This window comes from Maribacter arcticus, assembly GCF_900167935.1.
GTDB classification, from domain to species: domain Bacteria; phylum Bacteroidota; class Bacteroidia; order Flavobacteriales; family Flavobacteriaceae; genus Maribacter; species Maribacter arcticus.
On sequence record NZ_FUYL01000009.1, the window covers coordinates 48,463 to 68,958 of the forward strand.

Annotated in this window: 17 protein-coding genes and 1 tRNA gene; 8 read left to right on the plus strand and 10 right to left on the minus strand. The window is 36.7% G+C overall.

Annotated elements, in window-relative coordinates:
- The first annotated feature begins 23 nt into the window (after positions 1-23).
- From B5X55_RS13950 to B5X55_RS18885, 8 genes are all read left to right on the plus strand, one after another.
- Positions 24-248, plus strand: a complete 225-nt coding sequence (locus B5X55_RS13950; RefSeq protein WP_079513249.1) for a VF530 family protein — start codon at positions 24-26, stop codon at positions 246-248.
- Positions 248-700 carry a tRNA (cytidine(34)-2'-O)-methyltransferase gene (locus tag B5X55_RS13955; RefSeq protein ID WP_079513250.1) on the plus strand — a complete coding sequence of 151 codons (453 nt, stop codon included), beginning with the start codon at positions 248-250 and terminating at the stop codon, positions 698-700. The genes B5X55_RS13950 and B5X55_RS13955 overlap by 1 nt, the downstream gene beginning before the upstream one ends.
- A gap of 50 nt (positions 701-750) precedes the next feature.
- Positions 751-3,387: a c-type cytochrome gene (locus B5X55_RS13960; RefSeq protein WP_079513251.1), complete on the plus strand. Its 2,637-nt coding sequence runs from the start codon at positions 751-753 to the stop codon at positions 3,385-3,387.
- Positions 3,388-3,398: 11 nt separating this feature from the next.
- Positions 3,399-3,884 carry a VOC family protein gene (locus B5X55_RS13965; protein ID WP_079513252.1) on the plus strand — a complete coding sequence of 162 codons (486 nt, stop codon included), beginning with the start codon at positions 3,399-3,401 and terminating at the stop codon, positions 3,882-3,884.
- Between the two features lie 66 nt (positions 3,885-3,950).
- Positions 3,951-7,064: a VPS10 domain-containing protein gene (locus B5X55_RS13970; RefSeq protein ID WP_079513253.1), complete on the plus strand. Its 3,114-nt coding sequence runs from the start codon at positions 3,951-3,953 to the stop codon at positions 7,062-7,064.
- A gap of 82 nt (positions 7,065-7,146) precedes the next feature.
- The gene (rpe, locus tag B5X55_RS13975; RefSeq protein ID WP_079513254.1) at positions 7,147-7,797 is read left to right on the plus strand and encodes a ribulose-phosphate 3-epimerase; all 651 of its coding nucleotides are present in this window, start codon (positions 7,147-7,149) and stop codon (positions 7,795-7,797) included.
- Positions 7,794-8,771 (plus strand): YpdA family putative bacillithiol disulfide reductase, encoded by a 978-nt coding sequence (locus B5X55_RS13980; RefSeq protein ID WP_079513255.1) that lies wholly within the window; start codon positions 7,794-7,796, stop codon positions 8,769-8,771. The genes rpe and B5X55_RS13980 overlap by 4 nt, the downstream gene beginning before the upstream one ends.
- 439 nt (positions 8,772-9,210) lie before the next feature.
- A complete protein-coding gene (locus B5X55_RS18885; RefSeq protein WP_200811620.1) occupies positions 9,211-9,387 on the plus strand; it encodes a DUF6747 family protein in 177 nt (58 codons plus the stop codon).
- 172 nt (positions 9,388-9,559) lie between these two features.
- On the opposite strand, the gene B5X55_RS13985 is transcribed toward B5X55_RS18885, so the two are convergent.
- The 10 genes from B5X55_RS13985 to mraY all read right to left on the minus strand — a co-directional run bounded on the left by B5X55_RS13985 (position 9,560) and on the right by mraY (position 20,464).
- Positions 9,560-9,633, minus strand: a tRNA-Arg gene (locus tag B5X55_RS13985).
- Between the two features lie 91 nt (positions 9,634-9,724).
- Positions 9,725-10,168, minus strand: a complete 444-nt coding sequence (locus B5X55_RS13990) for a GatB/YqeY domain-containing protein (RefSeq protein WP_079513256.1) — start codon at positions 10,166-10,168, stop codon at positions 9,725-9,727.
- Between the two features lie 89 nt (positions 10,169-10,257).
- A complete protein-coding gene (ftsZ, locus tag B5X55_RS13995) occupies positions 10,258-12,162 on the minus strand; it encodes a cell division protein FtsZ (RefSeq protein ID WP_079513257.1) in 1,905 nt (634 codons plus the stop codon).
- Positions 12,163-12,205: 43 nt separating this feature from the next.
- Entirely contained in the window at positions 12,206-13,561 is a 1,356-nt protein-coding gene (gene ftsA / locus B5X55_RS14000; protein WP_079513258.1) for a cell division protein FtsA, read from the minus strand.
- Positions 13,562-13,566: 5 nt separating this feature from the next.
- Positions 13,567-14,235, minus strand: coding sequence for a cell division protein FtsQ/DivIB (locus B5X55_RS14005; RefSeq protein WP_317042721.1), 669 nt, complete (start codon positions 14,233-14,235; stop codon positions 13,567-13,569).
- A 40-nt stretch (positions 14,236-14,275) separates the two neighbouring features.
- On the minus strand, positions 14,276-15,628 hold the full coding sequence (gene murC / locus B5X55_RS14010; RefSeq protein WP_079513260.1) for a UDP-N-acetylmuramate--L-alanine ligase: 1,353 nt from the start codon (positions 15,626-15,628) through the stop codon (positions 14,276-14,278).
- A 1-nt stretch (position 15,629) separates the two neighbouring features.
- Positions 15,630-16,718 (minus strand): undecaprenyldiphospho-muramoylpentapeptide beta-N-acetylglucosaminyltransferase, encoded by a 1,089-nt coding sequence (gene murG, locus B5X55_RS14015; RefSeq protein WP_079513261.1) that lies wholly within the window; start codon positions 16,716-16,718, stop codon positions 15,630-15,632.
- A complete protein-coding gene (locus B5X55_RS14020) occupies positions 16,705-17,907 on the minus strand; it encodes an FtsW/RodA/SpoVE family cell cycle protein (RefSeq protein WP_079513262.1) in 1,203 nt (400 codons plus the stop codon). The genes murG and B5X55_RS14020 overlap by 14 nt, the downstream gene beginning before the upstream one ends.
- Position 17,908: 1 nt before the next feature.
- On the minus strand, positions 17,909-19,243 hold the full coding sequence (gene murD, locus B5X55_RS14025) for a UDP-N-acetylmuramoyl-L-alanine--D-glutamate ligase (protein WP_079513263.1): 1,335 nt from the start codon (positions 19,241-19,243) through the stop codon (positions 17,909-17,911).
- Positions 19,244-20,464: a phospho-N-acetylmuramoyl-pentapeptide-transferase gene (gene mraY / locus B5X55_RS14030; protein WP_079513264.1), complete on the minus strand. Its 1,221-nt coding sequence runs from the start codon at positions 20,462-20,464 to the stop codon at positions 19,244-19,246.
- Positions 20,465-20,496 lie beyond the last annotated feature (32 nt).

Genomic DNA, 20,496 nt, shown 5'->3' on the forward strand with positions numbered 1-20,496 from the left:
ATAATCATATTAATATTTCATTGATGAATTCTGAAACCCAACCCAATAATCCGTTACATGGCGTTAAACTAGTTACTATACTAGAAGAACTTACTAAAAAGTATTCATGGGAAGATTTGGCCGGTCAAATAGATATCAACTGTTTTAAAAGTAATCCGTCAATTAAGTCCAGTTTAAAATTTCTAAGAAGAACACCCTGGGCAAGAGAAAAAGTGGAACATTTATACCTACAATCCTTTAAAAAATAATGAGTTTTAATATTGTATTAATAGAACCCGAAATACCCAATAACACAGGTAATATTGGTAGATTGGCGCTTGCCACAGGATCTACACTTCACCTAGTAAAGCCATTTGGGTTCGAACTTAGTGATAAACGTTTAAAACGAGCTGGTCTAGATTATTGGCAACACTTAAACGTAATCATCTACGAAAATTTAGAATCGTTCTTTGAACAGCATCATGATAAAGAAATGATTTTCTTTTCTGCTACCGCAAAGCAAAACCATTGGGAGATTGATTATAAAGATGAAATGTTTTTGGTATTTGGGAAAGAATCTGTCGGACTTTCTAAATCAATCTTAGCGCAGTATCATAACAAAACAGCCAAAATACCCTTATACAGCGAGCATATTAGAAGTTTAAACTTAGCAAATGCCGTGGCTATTTCAATTTATGAAGGATTACGTCAATTAGACTGATAATTGCATTATGTTACTTTGTATCTTTAAGTAACCAATTATCAGAAATCATGACCAATACCACCAACCGATTCTTAATTATCACCCTCACGTGTTTACTATTCTCTTGCAACAAGAAAGAAAAAGAAAACGTAGAAGAAACGAGTATCGAATTTAACACTCCAAAAGATTTTCTACTAGAAGAAATTTATCATCCCAGTAATCATGAACAAGGCTCGTGGGTAGCATTAGCTCAGGGTAATGGTAATACAATGTATGCTTGTGATCAATATGGTAAACTATATCAATTTCAAACTCCTGAAATTGGAGATGTTCTTAATGCGAAAGATGTAACGTCATTAGATTTAGAAATTGGGGAAGCACATGGTTTATTGTGGGCGTTCAATAGTTTATATGTTGCGGTTAATAAAAATTGGGATGACGAAATTTCAGACGACCAAGAGAATGGTAGTGGCATCTACAGAATAACCGATACTAATAATGATGGCAAGTTAGATACCGTAAAAATGCTTCTTAAATTAGAAGGAAGCGGAGAACATGGGCCACATAGTTTCACACTATCACCAGATGCAAAGGAAATTTATTTCATTGCCGGCAACCATACTTTAATACCTGAAAGTGTAAAACAAAATAGTCGAATACCCAACAACTGGGACGAGGATAATCTCTTTACCCCCTATTTAGATGCCAGAGGTCACGCAAATGATATTAAAGCGCCAGGCGGATGGATAACAAAATTTAATCCTGATGGGTCGTCTTTTGAATTAATTTCTGCAGGTTTTAGAAATCCTTTTGATATGGCTTTCAATGCAGATGGTGAGCTTTTCGCATATGATGCCGACATGGAATGGGATATTGGTATGCCTTGGTATAGACCTACTAGAATTTGCCATGTTACCAGTGGTAGCGAATACGGCTGGCGAACAGGATCCGGAAAATGGCCTGCCTATTATCCAGACAATTTACCTGCCGTTCATAATTTAGAACAAGGATCCCCAACCGCAGTTTTATCCACCTCTTCACTAAATTTTCCTGAGAGATATAAAAACGGACTATTGGCAATGGATTGGAGTTTTGGTACCGTTTATTTTATTGATTTAATTGAGAAAGAAAGTACTTATGAAGCCAAAAGGGAAGAATTCTTATCAGGAACTCCCCTACCCTTAACAGATATGATTGCGGGTAATGACGGTAACTTATATTTTGCAACCGGTGGTCGTAGACTAGATTCTCACCTCTACCGATTGCGATATACAGGCTCAGATACAACCAAAACATCCCAGGTAAATTCAAATAATACACAAGAACGAAATCTGCGTAAACAAATAGAAGAGTACCATGTAACTGTTTCCCCGAAAGGCACAGAATTGGCATGGGAGCATTTAGCAGATAAGGATCGATTTATGCGATACGCCTCTAGAGTTGCATTAGAACATCAACCTATTGCTTCTTGGTTAGACAATTACAAAAAAGAATCTGACAACAGAAAAATTATTGAAAGTAGTATTGCTTTAAATCATCAGGGCGACGAACAACTTCAATCGTTGATTTTGAAAAAATTAATGGCAATACCCATTACCACTTTAGATGCTGAAATGCAGATGGATTTACTTCGCACCTATTCTCTAAATTTCATTAGAATGGGAATGCCAAACAAGAGCGAAAAACAAAAAATCATAAAAACTTTAAACCCTTTATTTCCTGCAACAGAAAGTGCTGTGAGTAAAGAATTGGCTCAGATACTTTTATACCTAGAAGCTGACGGTATAGTCAATAAACTTGTAGAGAGACTCGAATATCATACAGAGCAAAAAACAGTTACAGAAGGTGTTGAAATGCTATCTAATGAAGCCACCTTGCGCAGTGAGCAATACGGTCCATTAATTAGGGATGTTATCGCTAAAATGCCGCCAAGTGAGGCTATTTATTACGGTATGCTATTAAGCAATGCCGAAAATGGATGGAACAAAGATTTAAGAACGCGTTATTTTTCTTGGTATTTTGATGTGTTAGGTTCTAAGGGTGGCATGAGCTTTAAAGCCTATATGGAGAATGTAAGGCAACGAGCCCTATCTCATGTTCCAGAAAAAGAAAGAGATTATTTTCAAGAAATTTCCGGAGTATACTCTCCATCTAGCGCTGTGGCAGATTTACCACAACCTTTTGGACCAGGTAAAAATTACACTGGCGAAAATATGGGCGATGTTGTTTGGGGTGGCTTAGATAACTACCAAGGCAATATAAAAGCTGGTAAAAGAGCATTTGCCTCGGCAACCTGTGTATTGTGTCACAGAATGCGTGGTGAAGGTGGTGCTGCAGGTCCTGATCTTACCCAAGCACATACAAAATTCAGTACTTATGATTTAATGTTCGCTATTTATAGTCCGAACGATGAAATTTCAGACCAATATGCAAATACCCTTTTTCATTTAAAGGACGACGCGAAACTGGCTGGTCGAATTAAATCTGAAGTTGGAGATTCTATTGTAATAATGCCGAATCCATTTAATGAAAGCTATACCGTTAGTATTGCAAAGAGTGCCATACTAAAAAAAGAGCTTTCACCGGTATCTCCAATGCCTCCAGCTTTGTTGAATAGATTAAATGAGCAAGAGGTCGTAGATTTATTCGCATATATCATTGCTGGCGGAGATGAAAATCATAAGATATATACTGGGAAAGAATAGTTTAAAATTTCATGAAATACAAAATTCCTGATCAAACAAGAATAGGTCATGTACACTTAAAAGTATCTGACCTAAATCAATCCATTCATTTCTATTGTGAGATACTAGGTTTTGAAATTACAACGAAGTATGGTGAACAGGCAGCCTTTATTTCTGCTGGTGGTTATCATCATCATATTGGTTTAAATACATGGCAGAGCAAGAATGCACCGCATGCTTCGAAACATGGAGTCGGACTATACCATACAGCAATTCTATACCCTACCAGAAAGGATTTGGGGCAAATTTTAAAAAGACTCAATGATTTTAAATATCAACTTACAGGCGCTGCAGACCATGGTGTTTCAGAAGCACTATATCTTGATGACCCAGATGGCAACGGAGTAGAACTTTATTGGGATCGGCCTAAAGGTGAATGGCCACTTAATAATGAAGGTGAGATTGACATGTTTACCAAGCCGTTAAATTTGAGCAATCTCATAGAATTAGCAGATTAAATTATTATTTTCAAACTAGAATTATTCAATATCCAATATTTAGTATACCAACCAAATTTCAACTTTATGACTATTAAGCTCCGCTATCTCTTTCTTGTATTTGTGCTATCTATTTTTAGCACCAGTTTTGCTCAAAAGAAATCAGACAAAACCAACATAACTCCTCCATTAGAGAAAGATTACTATGAAAATTTAGAATGGAGAAATATTGGACCCGTTCGTGGCGGTCGTTCATTAGGTTCAGCAGGTAGCCCAGGTAGACCGAACGAATATTATTTTGGAGCTACTGGTGGCGGACTATGGAAAACTACGGATGGTGGTAATGAATGGGCGCCAGTTACAGACGGCCAAATTACAAGCTCTTCAGTTGGTGCGGTAGCCATCGCAGAAACAAATCCTGATATTGTTTATATCGGCATGGGAGAAGTACAACTACGCGGTAGCATAACGCAAGGTGATGGTGTCTATAAGACTAAAGATGGCGGTAAAACATGGAGGCATTTAGGACTTGAAGAAACCCAAGCGGTATCTCGAATTAGAATTCATCCAACAAATCCTGATATCGTTTATGTTGCTGCTCTAGGTCACCCCTATGGTGATAATGAACAACGTGGGGTTTTTAAAAGTACGGATGGTGGAAATACATGGAAAAAGACATTATATGTTAGCGACAAAGCTGGTGCGGTAGATTTAATCATCGACAGAAATAACCCTAAAGTTCTATATGCAAGCACGTGGCAGGTTCAACGAAAAGCATGGAAAATGTGGGGCGGCGGACCAGATTGTAAGCTATGGAAATCCACTGACGCCGGTGAGACCTGGACAGATTTAACAGAAAATCCTGGTATGCCAGATGGCCCTATTGGTAAAATCGGAGTGACTGTTTCTCCCGCAGATTCAAACCGTGTTTGGGCAATTGTTGAAGCAAACGAAGGTGGTGTATTTCGTTCAGATGATGCTGGTAAAACATGGGAACGCACCAATGATGAGCGTAAACTTAGACAACGCGCTTTTTACTATTCTAGAATTTATGCTGATCCCTTTGATAAAGATATTGTCTACGGATTAAATGTTGATTTCTGGAAATCTACGGATGGTGGTAAAACTTTTGATACCGAAATAAAAGTACCGCATGGCGATAACCATGATTTGTGGATTGACCCAAATAATCCGCAGCGTATGATTTCTTCCAATGATGGTGGTGGTATCGTGAGCATAAACGGTGGAAAGACTTGGACAGAAGAAGATTATGTTACTACGCAATTATATCATGTCATGACAACTAATGATATTCCGTATCATGTTGCAGGTGCACAACAAGACAATAGTACTATAGCTATGCCTAGTGATGGTTGGGAACATATGCAGGCACGTGGTCAAGGCGATGGTTGGGCTTATGCCGTTGGCGGAGGTGAAAGTGGTTGGATTACCCAGCACCCCGAGAATTTAGATATTTTCTATGCAGGTAGCCAAGGTGCACTTTTAACACGATATGATAGAAGCAACGGGCAATCAAGAGACATTCAAGTATATCCAAGGTTTTTCTCAGGAGAACCTGCCAGTGCGCTACCAGAACGCTGGCAATGGACGTTTCCGATTATGTTCGCTCCACAAGATTCTAACGTAATGTATACTTGCTCGCAACACGTATGGAAAACTACCGATGACGGACAATCATGGGAAAAAATTAGTCCGGACCTCACCTATGCAGACCCCTCTACATTAGGGAAAACTGGTGGAATTATTACCATGGATATGAACGGACCTGAAATTTACGCTACTGTATTTGCACTTGCACCATCTAATCATGACATTAATACCATCTGGGCAGGCTCAGATGACGGAAAAATACATATCACTAGAGATGCAGGTAAAAATTGGGCAGACATTACTCCAAAAGATTTACCAAAATTTTCTAGAGTCAGTATTATTGACGAATCTATCCATAATCCCGGTACACTATACGTCGCTGCAAACCGATATCAAGTAGATGATAGACAACCTTATGTTTTTAAAACCCATGATTATGGTAAAACTTGGACAAAGATTACAAATGGAATCAAAGATGGTCATTTTGCAAGAGCTGTTCGCGAGGATCCGGTTAGAGAAGGCCTTCTATTCTTAGCCACAGAGCATGGCGTTTATTTTTCTATGAATGATGGTGAATTATGGCAGAGTATTCAGTTAAAATTACCAGACACGCCCGTACGTGATTTAGTAATTAAAGACAATGATGTTGTTTTAGGAACCCACGGTAGAGGTTTTTGGATTTTAGATGATATTCAACCACTAAGACAGTTCACTCCAGAAATGACCAAACAAGAAGCAGTACTGTTTCAACCTAGTAATACCTATAGAGGGTTAACCGATGCATCTATTCAATACTATCTAAAAGATCAGAAAGATACCATCACGTTTGAAATTTATGATGCCAACGACAAATTAATAAACACCTTTACCGGTAGCGAACCTAAGTATGAGATTGACCCAAATTTACCGTATTGGTTACGTGGAGGCTCATCGAAACCTACCACCGCAAAAGGAATCAACACATTTACGTGGGACCTTAGGTATCCTGGAGCGACAACTTTTGATGGTATGATTATTTGGAGCGCAAGACCTGCAAGAGGCCCAAAAGCACCTTTAGGCACTTATAAGGTAAAAATGAAATCAGGAGATTATGAAAAAACATATTCATTTGATCTAGAAATGGATCCAAATCTTAAAGGAATCACTAAAGAAGATTTAGATGAGCAGTTCGAATTGTCAAACAAAATAATGGGGAAAACTACTGCTGCCAATGAAGCGGTTATTAAAATTCGAAAAATCAAAAAAACATTCAGTGATTCAAAAGATAAAATTGAACAAAACGATTATAATAAAACCGTAACTCCGTTTTTAAAAGAATTATCAGAAGTTGAAGAAGCCCTGTATCAGGTTAAAAATCAGTCTGGACAAGACCCTTTAAACTTTCCGATAAAACTAAACAATAGATTAGCATCATTACGACGTAGTGTAGAAGATGGAGATGCCAAACCTACTAATGGCGCATACAAAGTATATGAAGAATTATCAGCAGAGCTTGATGTAGAATTAGAAAAATTAAACAATATTCTAGAAAAGTATAAGACAAAAGTAAATCCTATTTTAATGAAAAATGGTGACGCTAAAATAGATTGAATGAAGTAAAAGCAATGTCCAAAATCTGAGCACAACGAATTTCAAATTCTTATTTTTGTAATAAATCCAAAAGGAATACGAAATGAGAAAACCAAGTATAGCACCATCACTTTTAGCTGCAGATTTTGGAAATCTTCAGCGTGATGTAGAAATGGTGAACGCCAGTGAAGCAGAGTATCATCATATTGATGTTATGGACGGCGTTTTTGTTCCAAACATTTCATACGGTATGCCTGTGGTGAAGGCAATTCAAAAAAGTGCCACGAAGCCACTAGATGTGCATTTAATGATTGTAGACCCTGACCGTTACATTGAAGAATTTGCCAATTTAGGAGCCAGCATATTAACGGTGCACTACGAAGCATGCACTCATTTACATAGAACATTGCAGGCCATTAAGGCTCATGGTATGAAAGCTGGTGTCGCCTTAAATCCGCATACCAATATAATGCTGTTAGAAGACACCATTCAAGACATTGATGTAGTATTGATTATGAGTGTTAATCCTGGTTTTGGCGGCCAATCGTTCATTGAAAATACGTACGAAAAAGTAAAGGCTTTAAAAGCATTAATTAAAAGAAAAAAATCATCTGCTTTAATAGAAATTGATGGAGGTGTTACCACTCAAAACTCTCAAAAATTAGTAGAAGCAGGTGCTGATATTTTAGTTGCCGGCAGCTTTGTTTTTAAAAGTGACGACCCTTTAAAAACGATAAAAGAATTAAAGGGATGAAAACTGAATTTGATATCATCATCATTGGTGGTGGACCAATAGGGATAGCGTGTGGTTTAGAAGCCAAGAAAAACGGTATTAGCTACCTTATCTTAGAAAAGGGGCCTATTGTAAATTCCCTTTTCCACTACCCATCTAACATGCAGTTTTTCTCATCATCTGAAAAATTGGAAATCGATGATATTCCTTTTATTAGCAAAGAAGCTAAGCCCAAAAGAGATGAGGCTTTAGAATACTATAGACGTATAGTAACCTCCAACAAATTAAATATTCATTTGTTCGAAAAAGTTGAGGACGTCAAAAAAGTTGACGAAACCTTTACTATAACTTCAAACAAGAATACATATACTGCGCAACAAATTGTGGTTGCTACAGGTTTTTACGACATTCCTAACTTATTGAATGTACCTGGTGAAAATTTGGATAAAGTAGTTCATTATTATAATAACCCACATTACTACTCAGGTCAAAAAGTAGCCGTTGTAGGCGCTAGTAATTCTGCTATTGATGCTGCGTTAGAGTGTTGGCGAAAAGGTGCTGAAGTTTCATTGATTATTCGTGGTTCAGAGGTAGGACAACGTGTAAAATATTGGGTTCGACCAGATATAATTAATCGAATTGAAGAAGGTAGCATTAAGGCGTATTATAATACAACAGTTAAGGCAATCACAAAGGACAAAATATCTCTAGCAACAGAAACCGGAGACGTAGAAATTGATAATAATTTTGTATTAGCCCTTACAGGCTACAAACCTAATTTTAGCTTTTTAGAAATGTTAGGTGTACATATCAGCAATGATGAGAAGAAACTTCCAGTGTATGACACAGAAACGATGGAAACCAACGTCAAAGGACTTTATTTGGCAGGGGTAATTTGTGGCGGAATGGAAACTCATAAATGGTTCATCGAGAACTCCCGAATTCATGCCAAAATGATTATTAAAAATATAATCTCAAATTCCATTACGACTTAGATAAGCAATACCACAATTTATAAAATAAACTATAAAATTAGAAGCCACATCCGTTAAAGATGTGGCTTTTTTAATAGTGACCTCGAAGGGGGAATTAATCTCAAACAATGTATGTAGAGACAAAAAAATTAGAAAACTAATGCCTTATGCACTACAATAAGAACTATTTAATTACAAGAACTTTCACAAGTAGTTATCCAATATAATTTTAGGAATTGAAAATTACTAGATATGGCATGGGCGTTTACGTTGTAGTTTATCTTCAAAAATCACCGTTTAACTTAAGATAAAATTAATACTTGGTCTGTAAAAGGACGATTTCTTCTTTAAAAAGAATTGAGCATGTATTTCAACCAAGTATTTACTGCTTTTGGTCGAATCTTAAAACTTACGTTTATTTATTGCAGGAGATTTGTTAAAAATAATAACCCCCAACATTATGAAGACAGTTTTACTTTTGAAAGGAATATATGAAGATGGTTTTAAAAACCTAAGCAATCTTATCCTTAAGTATTCTTTAAAGGCCTTTACTTGGTTTACAGTAATTTTATTCATCTTAGTACTATATGCATTTATGCAAAGATTATTTTCTGGCTTTGGTTTTTCTAATATTTGAAATTGAAATTTAACAAACTCAAAGTCAAAAGAGCATTGTCAAAATATCTTTTAGATATATCTTAGAATTAAACTACACTACATTATCGTACCGATTATTGTACCGATTTACCCAAAAAATAAAATAAAAAAACCTAATCAACTAAAATAGTGTTGATTAGGCTTTTTACTAGTGACCTCGAAGGGATTCAAACCCCCAACCCTCAGAGCCGAAATCTGATGCGCTATTCAGTTGCGCCACGAGGCCATTTTTTTCTGTATTCAGTATTCAGTATTCAGTATTCAGTATTCAGTATTCAGTATTCAAAACTAAATGTTATGAAGCAAGCACAAAATACTTATGATAATTTCTTTTTAACAATGGTAGAAATTAATTTACCATCTGCTTGACCTGCTAATTCTTTAGATACAATACCCATTACCTTACCCATATCCTTCATTCCTGAAGCACCTATTGAATCAATAGTTTGAACCACTACTTTCTCTACTTCCTCTTCTGTAAGTTGTTCTGGCAAAAATTGTTCGATAACCGCAATTTGTGCCAATTCTGGATCGGCAAGATCTTGTCTTCCTTGCTCTATAAATATTGCAGCACTATCTTTTCTTTGTTTTACTAATTTCTGTACTAATTGTATTTCGTCATCCTCTGTGATTTCACCATCACCACTAGTACTTACCATTAAGAGCGCTGATTTTATAGCTCTAAGTGATTCTAATGCAACCTTATCTTTAGCTTTCATAGCCAATTTCAATTGCTCCATTACTTTTTGCTGTAAACTCATAGCCTCCTTATTTTGGTTTGCGAAGATAAAAAATAAACCCGAAAACTATCTTAGTTTTCGGGTTTAAAAATATTAGTTGTATGCTATCTCTAATCTACATTATCATGTAAAAATGAGTTATTTGAACGTAACTGAATATCATCGTTACTATCACCACTAAGTGATGTTCTAGAAATTTTACTCTCTCTAGGATTATCATTTAAATTCACCCCTTGTCTTTGGTAAGCAGGTTTCTTTTCATCATAACTGCTAGGTGCGCTAGTCTTAAACTTATAGTTGAAATCTTTAAGCTTTCTTCTACGCTCATCAGCTCTTTCACGCAATAACTCTTCTATAGGAGTTTCCATTGGATCTAATTGTTCCTCTGGGTGTATTTCTCTTTTTGGAGCGACAGTTCTTTTTTCAAATATCAATTCGTCTTCAATAATCTTTGGCTCAAACTCTTCTGCTTTAGATTTCGCTCCGGTCAACTTACTTTCCAACTGCATGTAATCATCTAAGCTATAGCGCTTTTCACCATTCTTATTGTATTCTAAAACAGGTATTACTTCAATACTATCGTTTACATCTAAATCTTTTACTTCTTCATGCAAGTCAAAAGTTATCACGTTTTGCTTTTCCTCATCATTCAAAGGCATATCAAAACCTAAAGTAAAATCATCATCTTCTACTTTATTAGCTTTTAATACTTCTGGATCAACAACCTCAATATCTCTAGCTGCCGAATCTACGATTACAAAATCATCTTCAGAAACGTTAAGCGCTACTACCTCTTCGTAAAAAACGTTGAAATTCTTGATGTAATTTGTAGTCGGTATTAAATCAAAATCTGCCTCATCAACAAACTCATATTTTTGTACAGGCTTAATTTCTTTAACCTCTTCTTCTTCATCCATTTCCAATATGTGTACATTTTTGGAATTGGAAAGCAACATTGCCTCGGCACGTTGACCGTCTTCTAATGTATGAATGATTTTTTTCGACTCCGTATTTACAATATCATCCTGCTGCTCTATATTAAAACCCGTAGCGATTACCGTTACCGCAATAGCCTCACCTAAGCTTTCATCTTCACCAACACCCATAATGATGTTTGCTCCATAACCAGCTTCTATTTGAATATGATCATTGATTTCACCTATTTCATCAATAGTAATTTCTTGTGCTCCAGAAACTATCAATAACAAAACATTTTTAGCGCCTTGAATTTTGTTATCGTTCAATAACGGAGAATCTAATGCTTTCATGATTGCTTCATTAGCTCTTGCAGAACCAGATGATATAGCAGACCCCATAATTGCCGTACCACTATTAGATAGTACTGTTTTAGCGTCACGTAAATCGATGTTTTGAGTGTAGTGATGTGTAATAACTTCAGCAATACCTCTAGCAGCCGTTGCTAAAACTTCATCAGCTTTAGAGAAACCAGCTTTAAAGCCTAAATTACCATATACTTCCCTTAATTTATTGTTATTAATGACAATCAGCGAATCGACATTTTTGCGTAATTTCTCGATACCGCGCTGTGCTTGTTCAACACGCATTTTACCTTCGAATTGAAAAGGCATTGTAACAATACCTACTGTAAGAATATCCATTTCCTTAGCAAACTTGGCTATGACGGGAGCAGCACCAGTACCTGTTCCCCCACCCATACCAGCAGTTATGAAAATCATCTTTGTCGTAGAATCCAACATAGATTTGATTTCCTCTATACTTTCCATTGCAGCCTGTTCTCCAACTTCAGGATTGGCACCAGCACCCAAACCTTCTGTTAATGAAACACCTAATTGTATTTTGTTAGGCACCGGACTATTATCCAAAGCCTGTGAATCTGTATTACAGATTACGAAATCAACTCCGTTAATTCCTGCCTGGAACATGTGATTAATGGCATTGCTACCACCACCACCTACACCGATGACCTTTATAACGTTGCTTTGATTCTTTGGAAGATCAAAAGAGATATTATCAAATTCGCTGTTCTTACTCATAATCTAAATTATTACTGGTTATGTATATTCTACTTTATGCTAATTACTCTGCGTTATCTAAAAACTCTTTCAACTTTTCAGACCACTTATCAAAAACAGATTTTCTTTCCTTGTACATTCTGTTCTTACTTCCGAACTCATCTTCTTCAACACCCGCAAAAGCTTCAACTTCTTCTTGTTCTGCTTGCACAAAACCTTCAGATGCTTGCGCTTTCTTCTTAATACTATTTAGCTTTTTTTCGTTCTTAATAGCATTCATTAAAAGTCCGACAGCTGTGGCGTACAAAGGACTAGCAACTTCTTCATCTGAATCACCTGCTAAATGCTCGTTCGGATAACCAATTCTGGTATCCATCCCTGTTATATATTCCACTAATTGCTTCAAATGTTTTAGTTGACTACCGCCACCTGTTAAAACAATACCTGCAATTAATTTTTTCTTTTGCTCTTCATGACCATAGTTTTTAATCTCCACATAAACCTGTTCTATGATTTCAACTACACGTGCATGAATGATTTTAGATAAATTCTTTAAAGAGATTTCTTTTGGCTCTCTACCGCGTAAACCTGGTATTGAAACTATTTCATTATCTCTATTCTCTCCTGGCCATGCTGAACCAAACCTAGTTTTCAACAACTCAGCTTGTTTCTCGATAATAGAACAACCTTCTTTAATATCTTCGGTAATTACACCACCACCGAAAGGAATAACTGCAGTATGCCTAATAATACCATCCTTAAAAATGGCTAAATCAGTAGTACCACCTCCTATATCGATTAATGCTACACCAGCTTCTTTCTCTTCTTGACTCAATACCGCATCAGATGATGCTAATGGCTCTAGCGTAATGTTTCCTAAATCTAGACCTGCACTTTTAATACAACGACCTACATTCTTTATGGAAACTACTTGCCCTACAACAACATGAAAATTTGCTTCTAATCGACCACCATACATACCTATAGGCTCACGAATCTCTCCTTGCCCATCAACTTTATATTCTTGTGGTAAAACATGAATTATTTCCTCACCAGGAAGCATAATCAATTTGTGCACTTGATTAATAAGGATATCTAAATCTTCTTCATTGATTACTTCTTCAGAATCTTTTCGAGTAATGTAATCGCTGTGCTGTAAACTCCTAATATGCTGACCAGCGATACCTACTACTACCGAACCGATCTTAAGACCAGAATTAGCCTCAGCTTCTTCTACTGCTTGTTGTATCGACTTAATAGTTTGTGTTATGTTATTTACAACACCTCTGTGTACACCTAAACTTTTGGATTTACCGATACCCAAAATTTCAATCTTACCGTATTCATTTTCCTTACCGATAATGGCAACGATTTTCGTTGTTCCAATGTCTAGACCGACTGAATATTTAGTTTGTTCCATTTTTATTAAATTTTAGTGCACACCACCTGGTTATTGAATTCTAAACTTACTACCGCATAATCCTCCAAGGTTTCATCCTTGTTCGCTTTGGCATAAAACGCCTTAAAATTGTTGAACTTCGCATCCAAATCTTCAATACCGCCTAAGTTCACTACAAAATTGTTAAGCCTTAATCGTAATTGATACTCATTCTCACCTTTTATGTGAATACCGATTATCGTTTTACGAAAAAAATCGTCTTTATTAATATGCCCCAATATGACATAGACATCCTCAAGGCTTTTACCACTGATATTGCCTGTTATTATAGGAACTCTTGCTGAGTGATTCATAGAAAGAGGCATGCTCTTTCCTTCGTCGTCCAAATAATACTTTTTATCCCCCTCTATGCGTCCGATTGGTTTCCGTTGAACAATTTTCGACGTAAGCTCACCATCTATAGTTAGATAGACTTGGGCACTTTTTACCATTTCATTGGCCTCAATGGCTTTTTCCACAGTATTCAAAACTATATTTTCTTTGGGGACGTTTTTTAGACTACCGTATTTTTGTATTAACAATTTATTAACCGTTCCTTCGGTCAGGTATAAATTATCATCACCAATGAACTCTACCTTCATTCCGGTAACGTTCTTAGCGCTATTTCGATTATTCGAAAAAGCGTATAACCCCATGATTACCAGAATCAAAGCAGTCAACTTTAAAAAATTCCAATTAACCCGCATACGATAGTTCATTTTTAATTTTCATCACTTCTAAACCTATATCTCCAGCTCCCATGGTTACTAAAACCTCCGGATTCTGTATTTTAATTTCAGAAATGATTTGTTCCTTTGAAATTAAAGTTTTATTGGTACTCGTTATTTTTTCTAGCAACCATTGTGAATCTATTCCTACAATTGGTTCTTCTCTTGCTGGGTAGATATCTAACAACAAAATGTTTTCGAATTGAGACAAGCTTTTTGCAAAATCATCGGCAAAATCTCGTGTTCTTGAAAATAGATGTGGTTGAAAAATGGCCAATACTTTTTTATTCGGATGCATTTCTGAAATCGCTTCAAAAACTGCATTTATTTCTGTTGGATGATGGGCGTAGTCATCTATAAAAATAAAATCATCATTTTTAATTTTATAAGAAAAACGTCTTTGCACACCTTTAAAAGTGGATAAGGCTTTAGCAAGGCGATGCGGTGGGGAACCTGCTTGCATCGCCATCGCAAAAGCTACCAAACCATTAAGCAAATTGTGCCTTCCTGGTTTGTTGAATTCAACCCCCTTAAGATTGGCTTCAGGGGTCTCCAAATCGAATATGTAGGTACCATGTTCTATTTTTATGTTCCGGATGCAATAATCCGAATCGTCTTCAATGCCATAGGTAAGCCCTTCTAAAGGCAAACCGTTACGAACGAATAATTTTCCGTTCGGTTTTAATCGTTTTGTAAAGTCAACAAACGTTCGTTCTAATTCTTGTGCGTCACCATAAATGTCTAAATGATCAGCATCCATAGAGGTTACGCATGCTACATCTGGTGTTAACTGCATAAATGAACGATCAAACTCATCTGCTTCTACTACTGAATATTCGGTGCCTTCTAACAGAAAGTTACTGTTGAAATCTTCCGAAATACCGCCTAAGAAAGCAGTCATTTTAACACCTGTTTCTTTTAGCAAATGCGCTAGAATACTTGATGTTGTTGTTTTTCCATGCGTGCCCGCCACAGCAAAACAGAACGAATCTTTTGTAATAAGGCCCAATACCTCTGAACGTTTCTTAATCACAAAACCGTTCGCTAAAAAATACTGATACTCCGAGTGACTTGATGGTACTGCCGGAGTGTATACGATTAGTGTGTTTTCAGGATTTTCAAACTCACTAGGTATTTGCTCTACATCATCATTATAATGAATGGCAATACCAGAATTCGATAATTCTTGTGTTAAAGGGCTTTCTGTTTTATCATACCCTACAACCGTTTTATTAATGAAAGCAAAATAGCGCGCTAGGGCAGACATACCAATGCCTCCTACACCTATAAAATACACTCTATGTATTTGCTCTAAATTCATTTTACTTTAATAATTTTTCAATTTCATCACAGATATCTGCTGTTGCATTCGGTAATGCCAACGCCTTACTGTTCTTTGATAATTCTTTTTGTTTTTCTGGAGAATTAAATACTGCTTCAAACTCCATTTTAAACTTCTTGTCTAAATCTTTCTCACGTATCATAATTGCCGCATTATGACCTACTAACGATAGTGCGTTTTTAGTCTGGTGATCTTCAGCTACAACCGGAGAAGGAATAAAAAAGGTTGGCTTCCCTACTAAACATAATTCTGATACAGCTCCTGCTCCTGCACGAGAAATGATAAAATCGGCAGCTACATACGCCTTATCCATCGTGTTTAAAAAAGCATGCACTTTTATAGTTTCGGACTCATTTGCCTTGTATGTTTCGTAATACCCTTTGCCACATTGCCATATTACTTGCAGCCCCAATTCTTCGAAATATGCTAAATGATCTGCTACTAGTTGATTAATGCGTCTAGCGCCTAAGCTACCACCCAATACCAGCAAGGTTTTTTTATCGGCATTCAATTCAAAAAATGCCAATGCTTCACTTTTGGTCGCTTTAAGTTCAACCAAATCTGAACGCACAGGATTTCCTGTTTTTACAATTTTATCCTTTGGAAAAAATTGTTCCATGCCATCATAGGCAACACAGATTTTCTCTACTTTATCTTTTAATAGTTTATTGGTTATACCAGCAAAAGAATTTTGTTCTTGCAGCACACATGGCACCCCTTTTACGGTTGCCATTTTTAACAACGGACCACTAGCAAAACCACCTGTGCCAATTACGGCATGGGGTTTAAACTTCGATACGATGCTGTTTGCTTTCATTAAACTACTTATCAATTTTATCGGAAACAGTAAATTTTTAAGGGTCAGTTTCCGTTGTATCCCCGTAATCCACAATCCTTCGATTTTATACCCAGCTTGTGGCACTTTTTCCATTTCCATTCTATCCTTCGCGCCTACAAATAAAAATTCGGCATCAGGATGTCTTCTTTTCAATTCATTTGCGATCGCTATGGCTGGATAAATATGTCCGCCTGTACCACCTCCCGATAAGATGAATCTATAATTGCCCACTTAAAATCTCTAATGGGTTCGTTTCATCAATATCGCTAGCAGAAGTACTCTCCTGCACTATACTCTTATTACTTGCACTTAATATGATGCCTATCGCCAAGCAGGTCATCCAACTCGATGTACCTCCGCTACTGATTAAGGGCAAATTCTGACCCGTTACCGGAAACAATTCTACCGCTACCGCCATATTGATTAGTGCCTGAAATACAATCGGCAAGCCAACACCTAAAACCAATAACTTACTAAATATGGTAGTGGCGCCATTCGCTACTACTACAATACGAAAGAGTAAAAACAGATAAAAGAACATTAAAGCAAAACCACCTATTAACCCATACTCTTCAACAATAATGGCATAAATAAAATCTGATGAACTCTGTGGTAGAAAATTCTTTTGTATGCTTTTGCCAGCGCCTTTACCGACAATACCACCTGTTGCAATTGCAATTTTCGCTTTTTCTATTTGATAGTTGGCTTCTGTATCTTCAGGGTTCGAGAAACTGTCGATACGGCTCATCCACGTATCTACCCTATTCGGAAATAAATCTGGAAATGCCTTTGCCGTCAAAATAAAAATAGTGAGACAAAGAATTCCCGTAGCAACAATTCCAAATAAATATTTAATAGGATATCCTCCCAAAAAGCACAAAACCAACACCATAGAGAAAATAATGGCTGCAGTGGAAAAGTTAGCGGGTAATATGAGTATAACCACCAAGAAAACAGGTAGCCATAACGGCACTATGCTCTCTTTAAACGTAATCTTAATCTCCCTAACCTTAGAAAAATATCGCGCCACATAAATCATCAAAACAACAGCGGCCAAATTTGAGGGTTGAAAACCAAACCCGACAATTGGAAGATGTATCCAACGGCTATCATTTGTTCCACCACCCGAAGTACCTTGCGCTAAAACAAAAATGAGCAGTACCAATACAATGGGCAATGCAATCATAGAAAGCCCTTTAAAAAAATGCGTAGGTATTTTATGTATACCGTAAATAATTCCAAAACCTAAAAACAATAGAATGGCATGTTTTACCAAATACCCAACAGTAGTACCACTACCCACCACGTACACCAAGTTACTACTAGCGCTGTACACTGGTAAAAATGAAAACAAGGCCAAGAGTGCCGCAATGGCCCAAATGGCTTTATCCCCTTTTATATTTTGAAATATTTTTAGCACCCTATAGGTTTTTTACACAGTTTTTAAATTGATCTCCGCGATCTTCATAATTTTTAAATAAATCGAAACTTGCACAAGCTGGTGATAACAAAACAGTATCTCCACGTTCGGCAATTTTATAAGCCACTTTCACTGCCTCTTCCATTGCAAATGTTTCTACCAAAAGATCCACTGCATTACCGAATACATGTTTAATTTTCTCATTATCCTCACCCAAGCAAATAATCGCTTTTACTTTCTCACGTACCAAAGGCATCAACTCCATGTACTCATTGCCTTTATCTACACCACCTACGATCCAAACCGTTGGTGATTTCATGCTATCTAAAGCATAGTAGGCCGCATTTACATTAGTTGCCTTTGAGTCGTTTATATATTCTACATGATGAATTTTCAACACCTTCTCCAAACGGTGGGGAGCCCCTTGAAAATTTGACACACAAGCTCTAATCGTTTCCTTACGGATACCGACTAATTTTGCAATAGTGGCAGCTGCCATCGTGTTCTTTACATTGTGTTGACCTTCTAAGGCCAAAGAATCTTTAATCATGCTAATAGTGTCTGTTGTTGTTTTTATTATTATCTCGTTTTGTTCTATAAATGCTCCTTCTTCAAATACTTTGTTCAATGAAAAGGGGATTAATTTTGATTTGACCGGGTGCTCATTAAGCCATTTCACCAAAACCGTATCATCTGCATCATAAATCAAATAATCGTTTTCGTCTTGGTTCTCCGCTATTCTGAATTTTGAAGCGATATAGTTTTCAAATGAATACTCGTATCGATCTAAATGATCTGGCGATATATTCGTGATGACGGCGATATGAGGTTTAAAATCCACAATGCCATCTAATTGAAAACTGCTTATCTCGAGCACGTAATACTCAAAATCATTCTCTGCGACCATCTTCGCATAACTATCACCGATATTACCCGCCATACCAACCTTTAATCCGCCATTGGCGAGTATGTGGTTCGTAAGCATGGTGGTAGTAGTTTTTCCATTACTACCCGTAATGCCTATGATTTTAGCATCGGTATATTTTGATGCAAATTCAATCTCAGATATTACAGGAATGCCTTTCTCAACCAACTGCTTTACCAAGGGTACCTTATCAGGTATTCCCGGACTCTTCATTACTAAGTCGGCTTTTAAAATGCGGTCTTCAGAATGCTTCTCTTCTTCCCAATCAATTCCAAAATGTTCAAGAACGTTTTTATACTTCTCTTTAATTTTTCCTTTATCGGATACAAAAACCTTATATCCCTTTTTCAATCCTAAAATGGCTGTTCCTACTCCACTTTCTCCTCCTCCTAGAACTACCAACAATGCCATCTATCTAATTTTTAAGGTCACTATAGTTACAATGGCCAATAGAATTCCTACAATCCAAAATCGAGTTACGATCTTACTTTCGTGATATCCCTTTTTCTGATAGTGGTGATGTAATGGCGACATTAAAAATATGCGTCTGCCTTCCCCGTATTTATTTCTTGTATACTTGAAATAACCTACTTGCAACATCACTGAAAGTGACTCGGCAAAGAATATTCCACACAATACTGGTATCAATAATTCTTTACGTACAATTATTGCGATTACAGCAATAACACCACCAATAGTTAAACTACCGGTATCTCCCATAAATACTTGAGCTGGGAAAGCGTTGTACCATAAAAACCCAATTAAAGCACCTACAAAAGCGGTCACGAAAATCAACAATTCACCAACTCTTGGTATGTACATGATATCCAAATAGTCAGAGAATACTGCGTTACCAGATACTAGTGCGAAAACACCCAACGTAAATACGATGATTGCAGAATTACCTGCTGCCAACCCATCAATACCGTCTGTTAGATTTGCTCCGTTAGATACTGCCGTTACGATTAAAATAATCATTGGAATGAAAATCAACCACGCATATTCTTGCGCTCCATCGCCTGCCCAGTCAATTAAAATACCGTAATCAAATTCGTTGTTCTTAAAAAAAGGAACCGTAGTCATGGTCGACTTAATTTCTGCTCCCTTTACTTGTTCTACTACAAACTCGCTTGTGATAATTGATTTATCATGATCACGCATGGTCACCTCTGGATGAAAATAAAGTACTGCACCAACGATAAGACCTAGTGTAACCTGACCTAGAACTTTAAACCTTCCTTTTAATCCTTCTTTATTCTTTTTAAATACTTTAATATAATCATCTAAGAAACCGATAGCACCCATCCATAACATAGTGAATATCAGAAGTATGATGTAAATATTATCTAGTCGTGCAAATAAGATTACAGGTATTAATGTCGCCAAAATAATAATGATACCACCCATGGTAGGTGTACCTGCTTTTTGTTTTTGACCTTCAAGACCCAAGTCACGAATAGTTTCACCTACTTGCTGCTTTTGTAGAAAAAGTATAATACGTTTTCCGAAAGCTGTTGCGATTATTAAAGATAACAGGATAGCCATAGCCGCACGGAACGTACTAAACTGAAACAGCGTAGCCCCAGGAAACTGGTATTGTTTTTCTAAATATTCGAACAGGTAGGTTAACATAGTTTTTTCATTATGGCGTTCTCAAGCCAATG

Bases quoted from the DNA above. Each gene is read 5' to 3' on its own strand.
- B5X55_RS13950 (WP_079513249.1), top strand. From the start codon at position 24: ATGAATTCTGAAACCCAACCCAATAATCCGTTACATGGCGTTAAACTA.
- B5X55_RS13955 (WP_079513250.1), top strand. From the start codon at position 248: ATGAGTTTTAATATTGTATTAATAGAACCCGAAATACCCAATAACACA.
- B5X55_RS13960 (WP_079513251.1), top strand. From the start codon at position 751: ATGACCAATACCACCAACCGATTCTTAATTATCACCCTCACGTGTTTA.
- B5X55_RS13965 (WP_079513252.1), top strand. From the start codon at position 3,399: ATGAAATACAAAATTCCTGATCAAACAAGAATAGGTCATGTACACTTA.
- B5X55_RS13970 (WP_079513253.1), top strand. From the start codon at position 3,951: ATGACTATTAAGCTCCGCTATCTCTTTCTTGTATTTGTGCTATCTATT.
- rpe (WP_079513254.1), top strand. From the start codon at position 7,147: ATGAGAAAACCAAGTATAGCACCATCACTTTTAGCTGCAGATTTTGGA.
- B5X55_RS13980 (WP_079513255.1), top strand. From the start codon at position 7,794: ATGAAAACTGAATTTGATATCATCATCATTGGTGGTGGACCAATAGGG.
- B5X55_RS18885 (WP_200811620.1), top strand. From the start codon at position 9,211: ATGAAGACAGTTTTACTTTTGAAAGGAATATATGAAGATGGTTTTAAA.
- B5X55_RS13990 (WP_079513256.1), bottom strand. From the start codon at position 10,168: ATGAGTTTACAGCAAAAAGTAATGGAGCAATTGAAATTGGCTATGAAA.
- ftsZ (WP_079513257.1), bottom strand. From the start codon at position 12,162: ATGAGTAAGAACAGCGAATTTGATAATATCTCTTTTGATCTTCCAAAG.
- ftsA (WP_079513258.1), bottom strand. From the start codon at position 13,561: ATGGAACAAACTAAATATTCAGTCGGTCTAGACATTGGAACAACGAAA.
- B5X55_RS14005 (WP_317042721.1), bottom strand. From the start codon at position 14,235: ATGGGGTTATACGCTTTTTCGAATAATCGAAATAGCGCTAAGAACGTT.
- murC (WP_079513260.1), bottom strand. From the start codon at position 15,628: ATGAATTTAGAGCAAATACATAGAGTGTATTTTATAGGTGTAGGAGGC.
- murD (WP_079513263.1), bottom strand. From the start codon at position 19,243: ATGGCATTGTTGGTAGTTCTAGGAGGAGGAGAAAGTGGAGTAGGAACA.
- mraY (WP_079513264.1), bottom strand. From the start codon at position 20,464: ATGTTAACCTACCTGTTCGAATATTTAGAAAAACAATACCAGTTTCCT.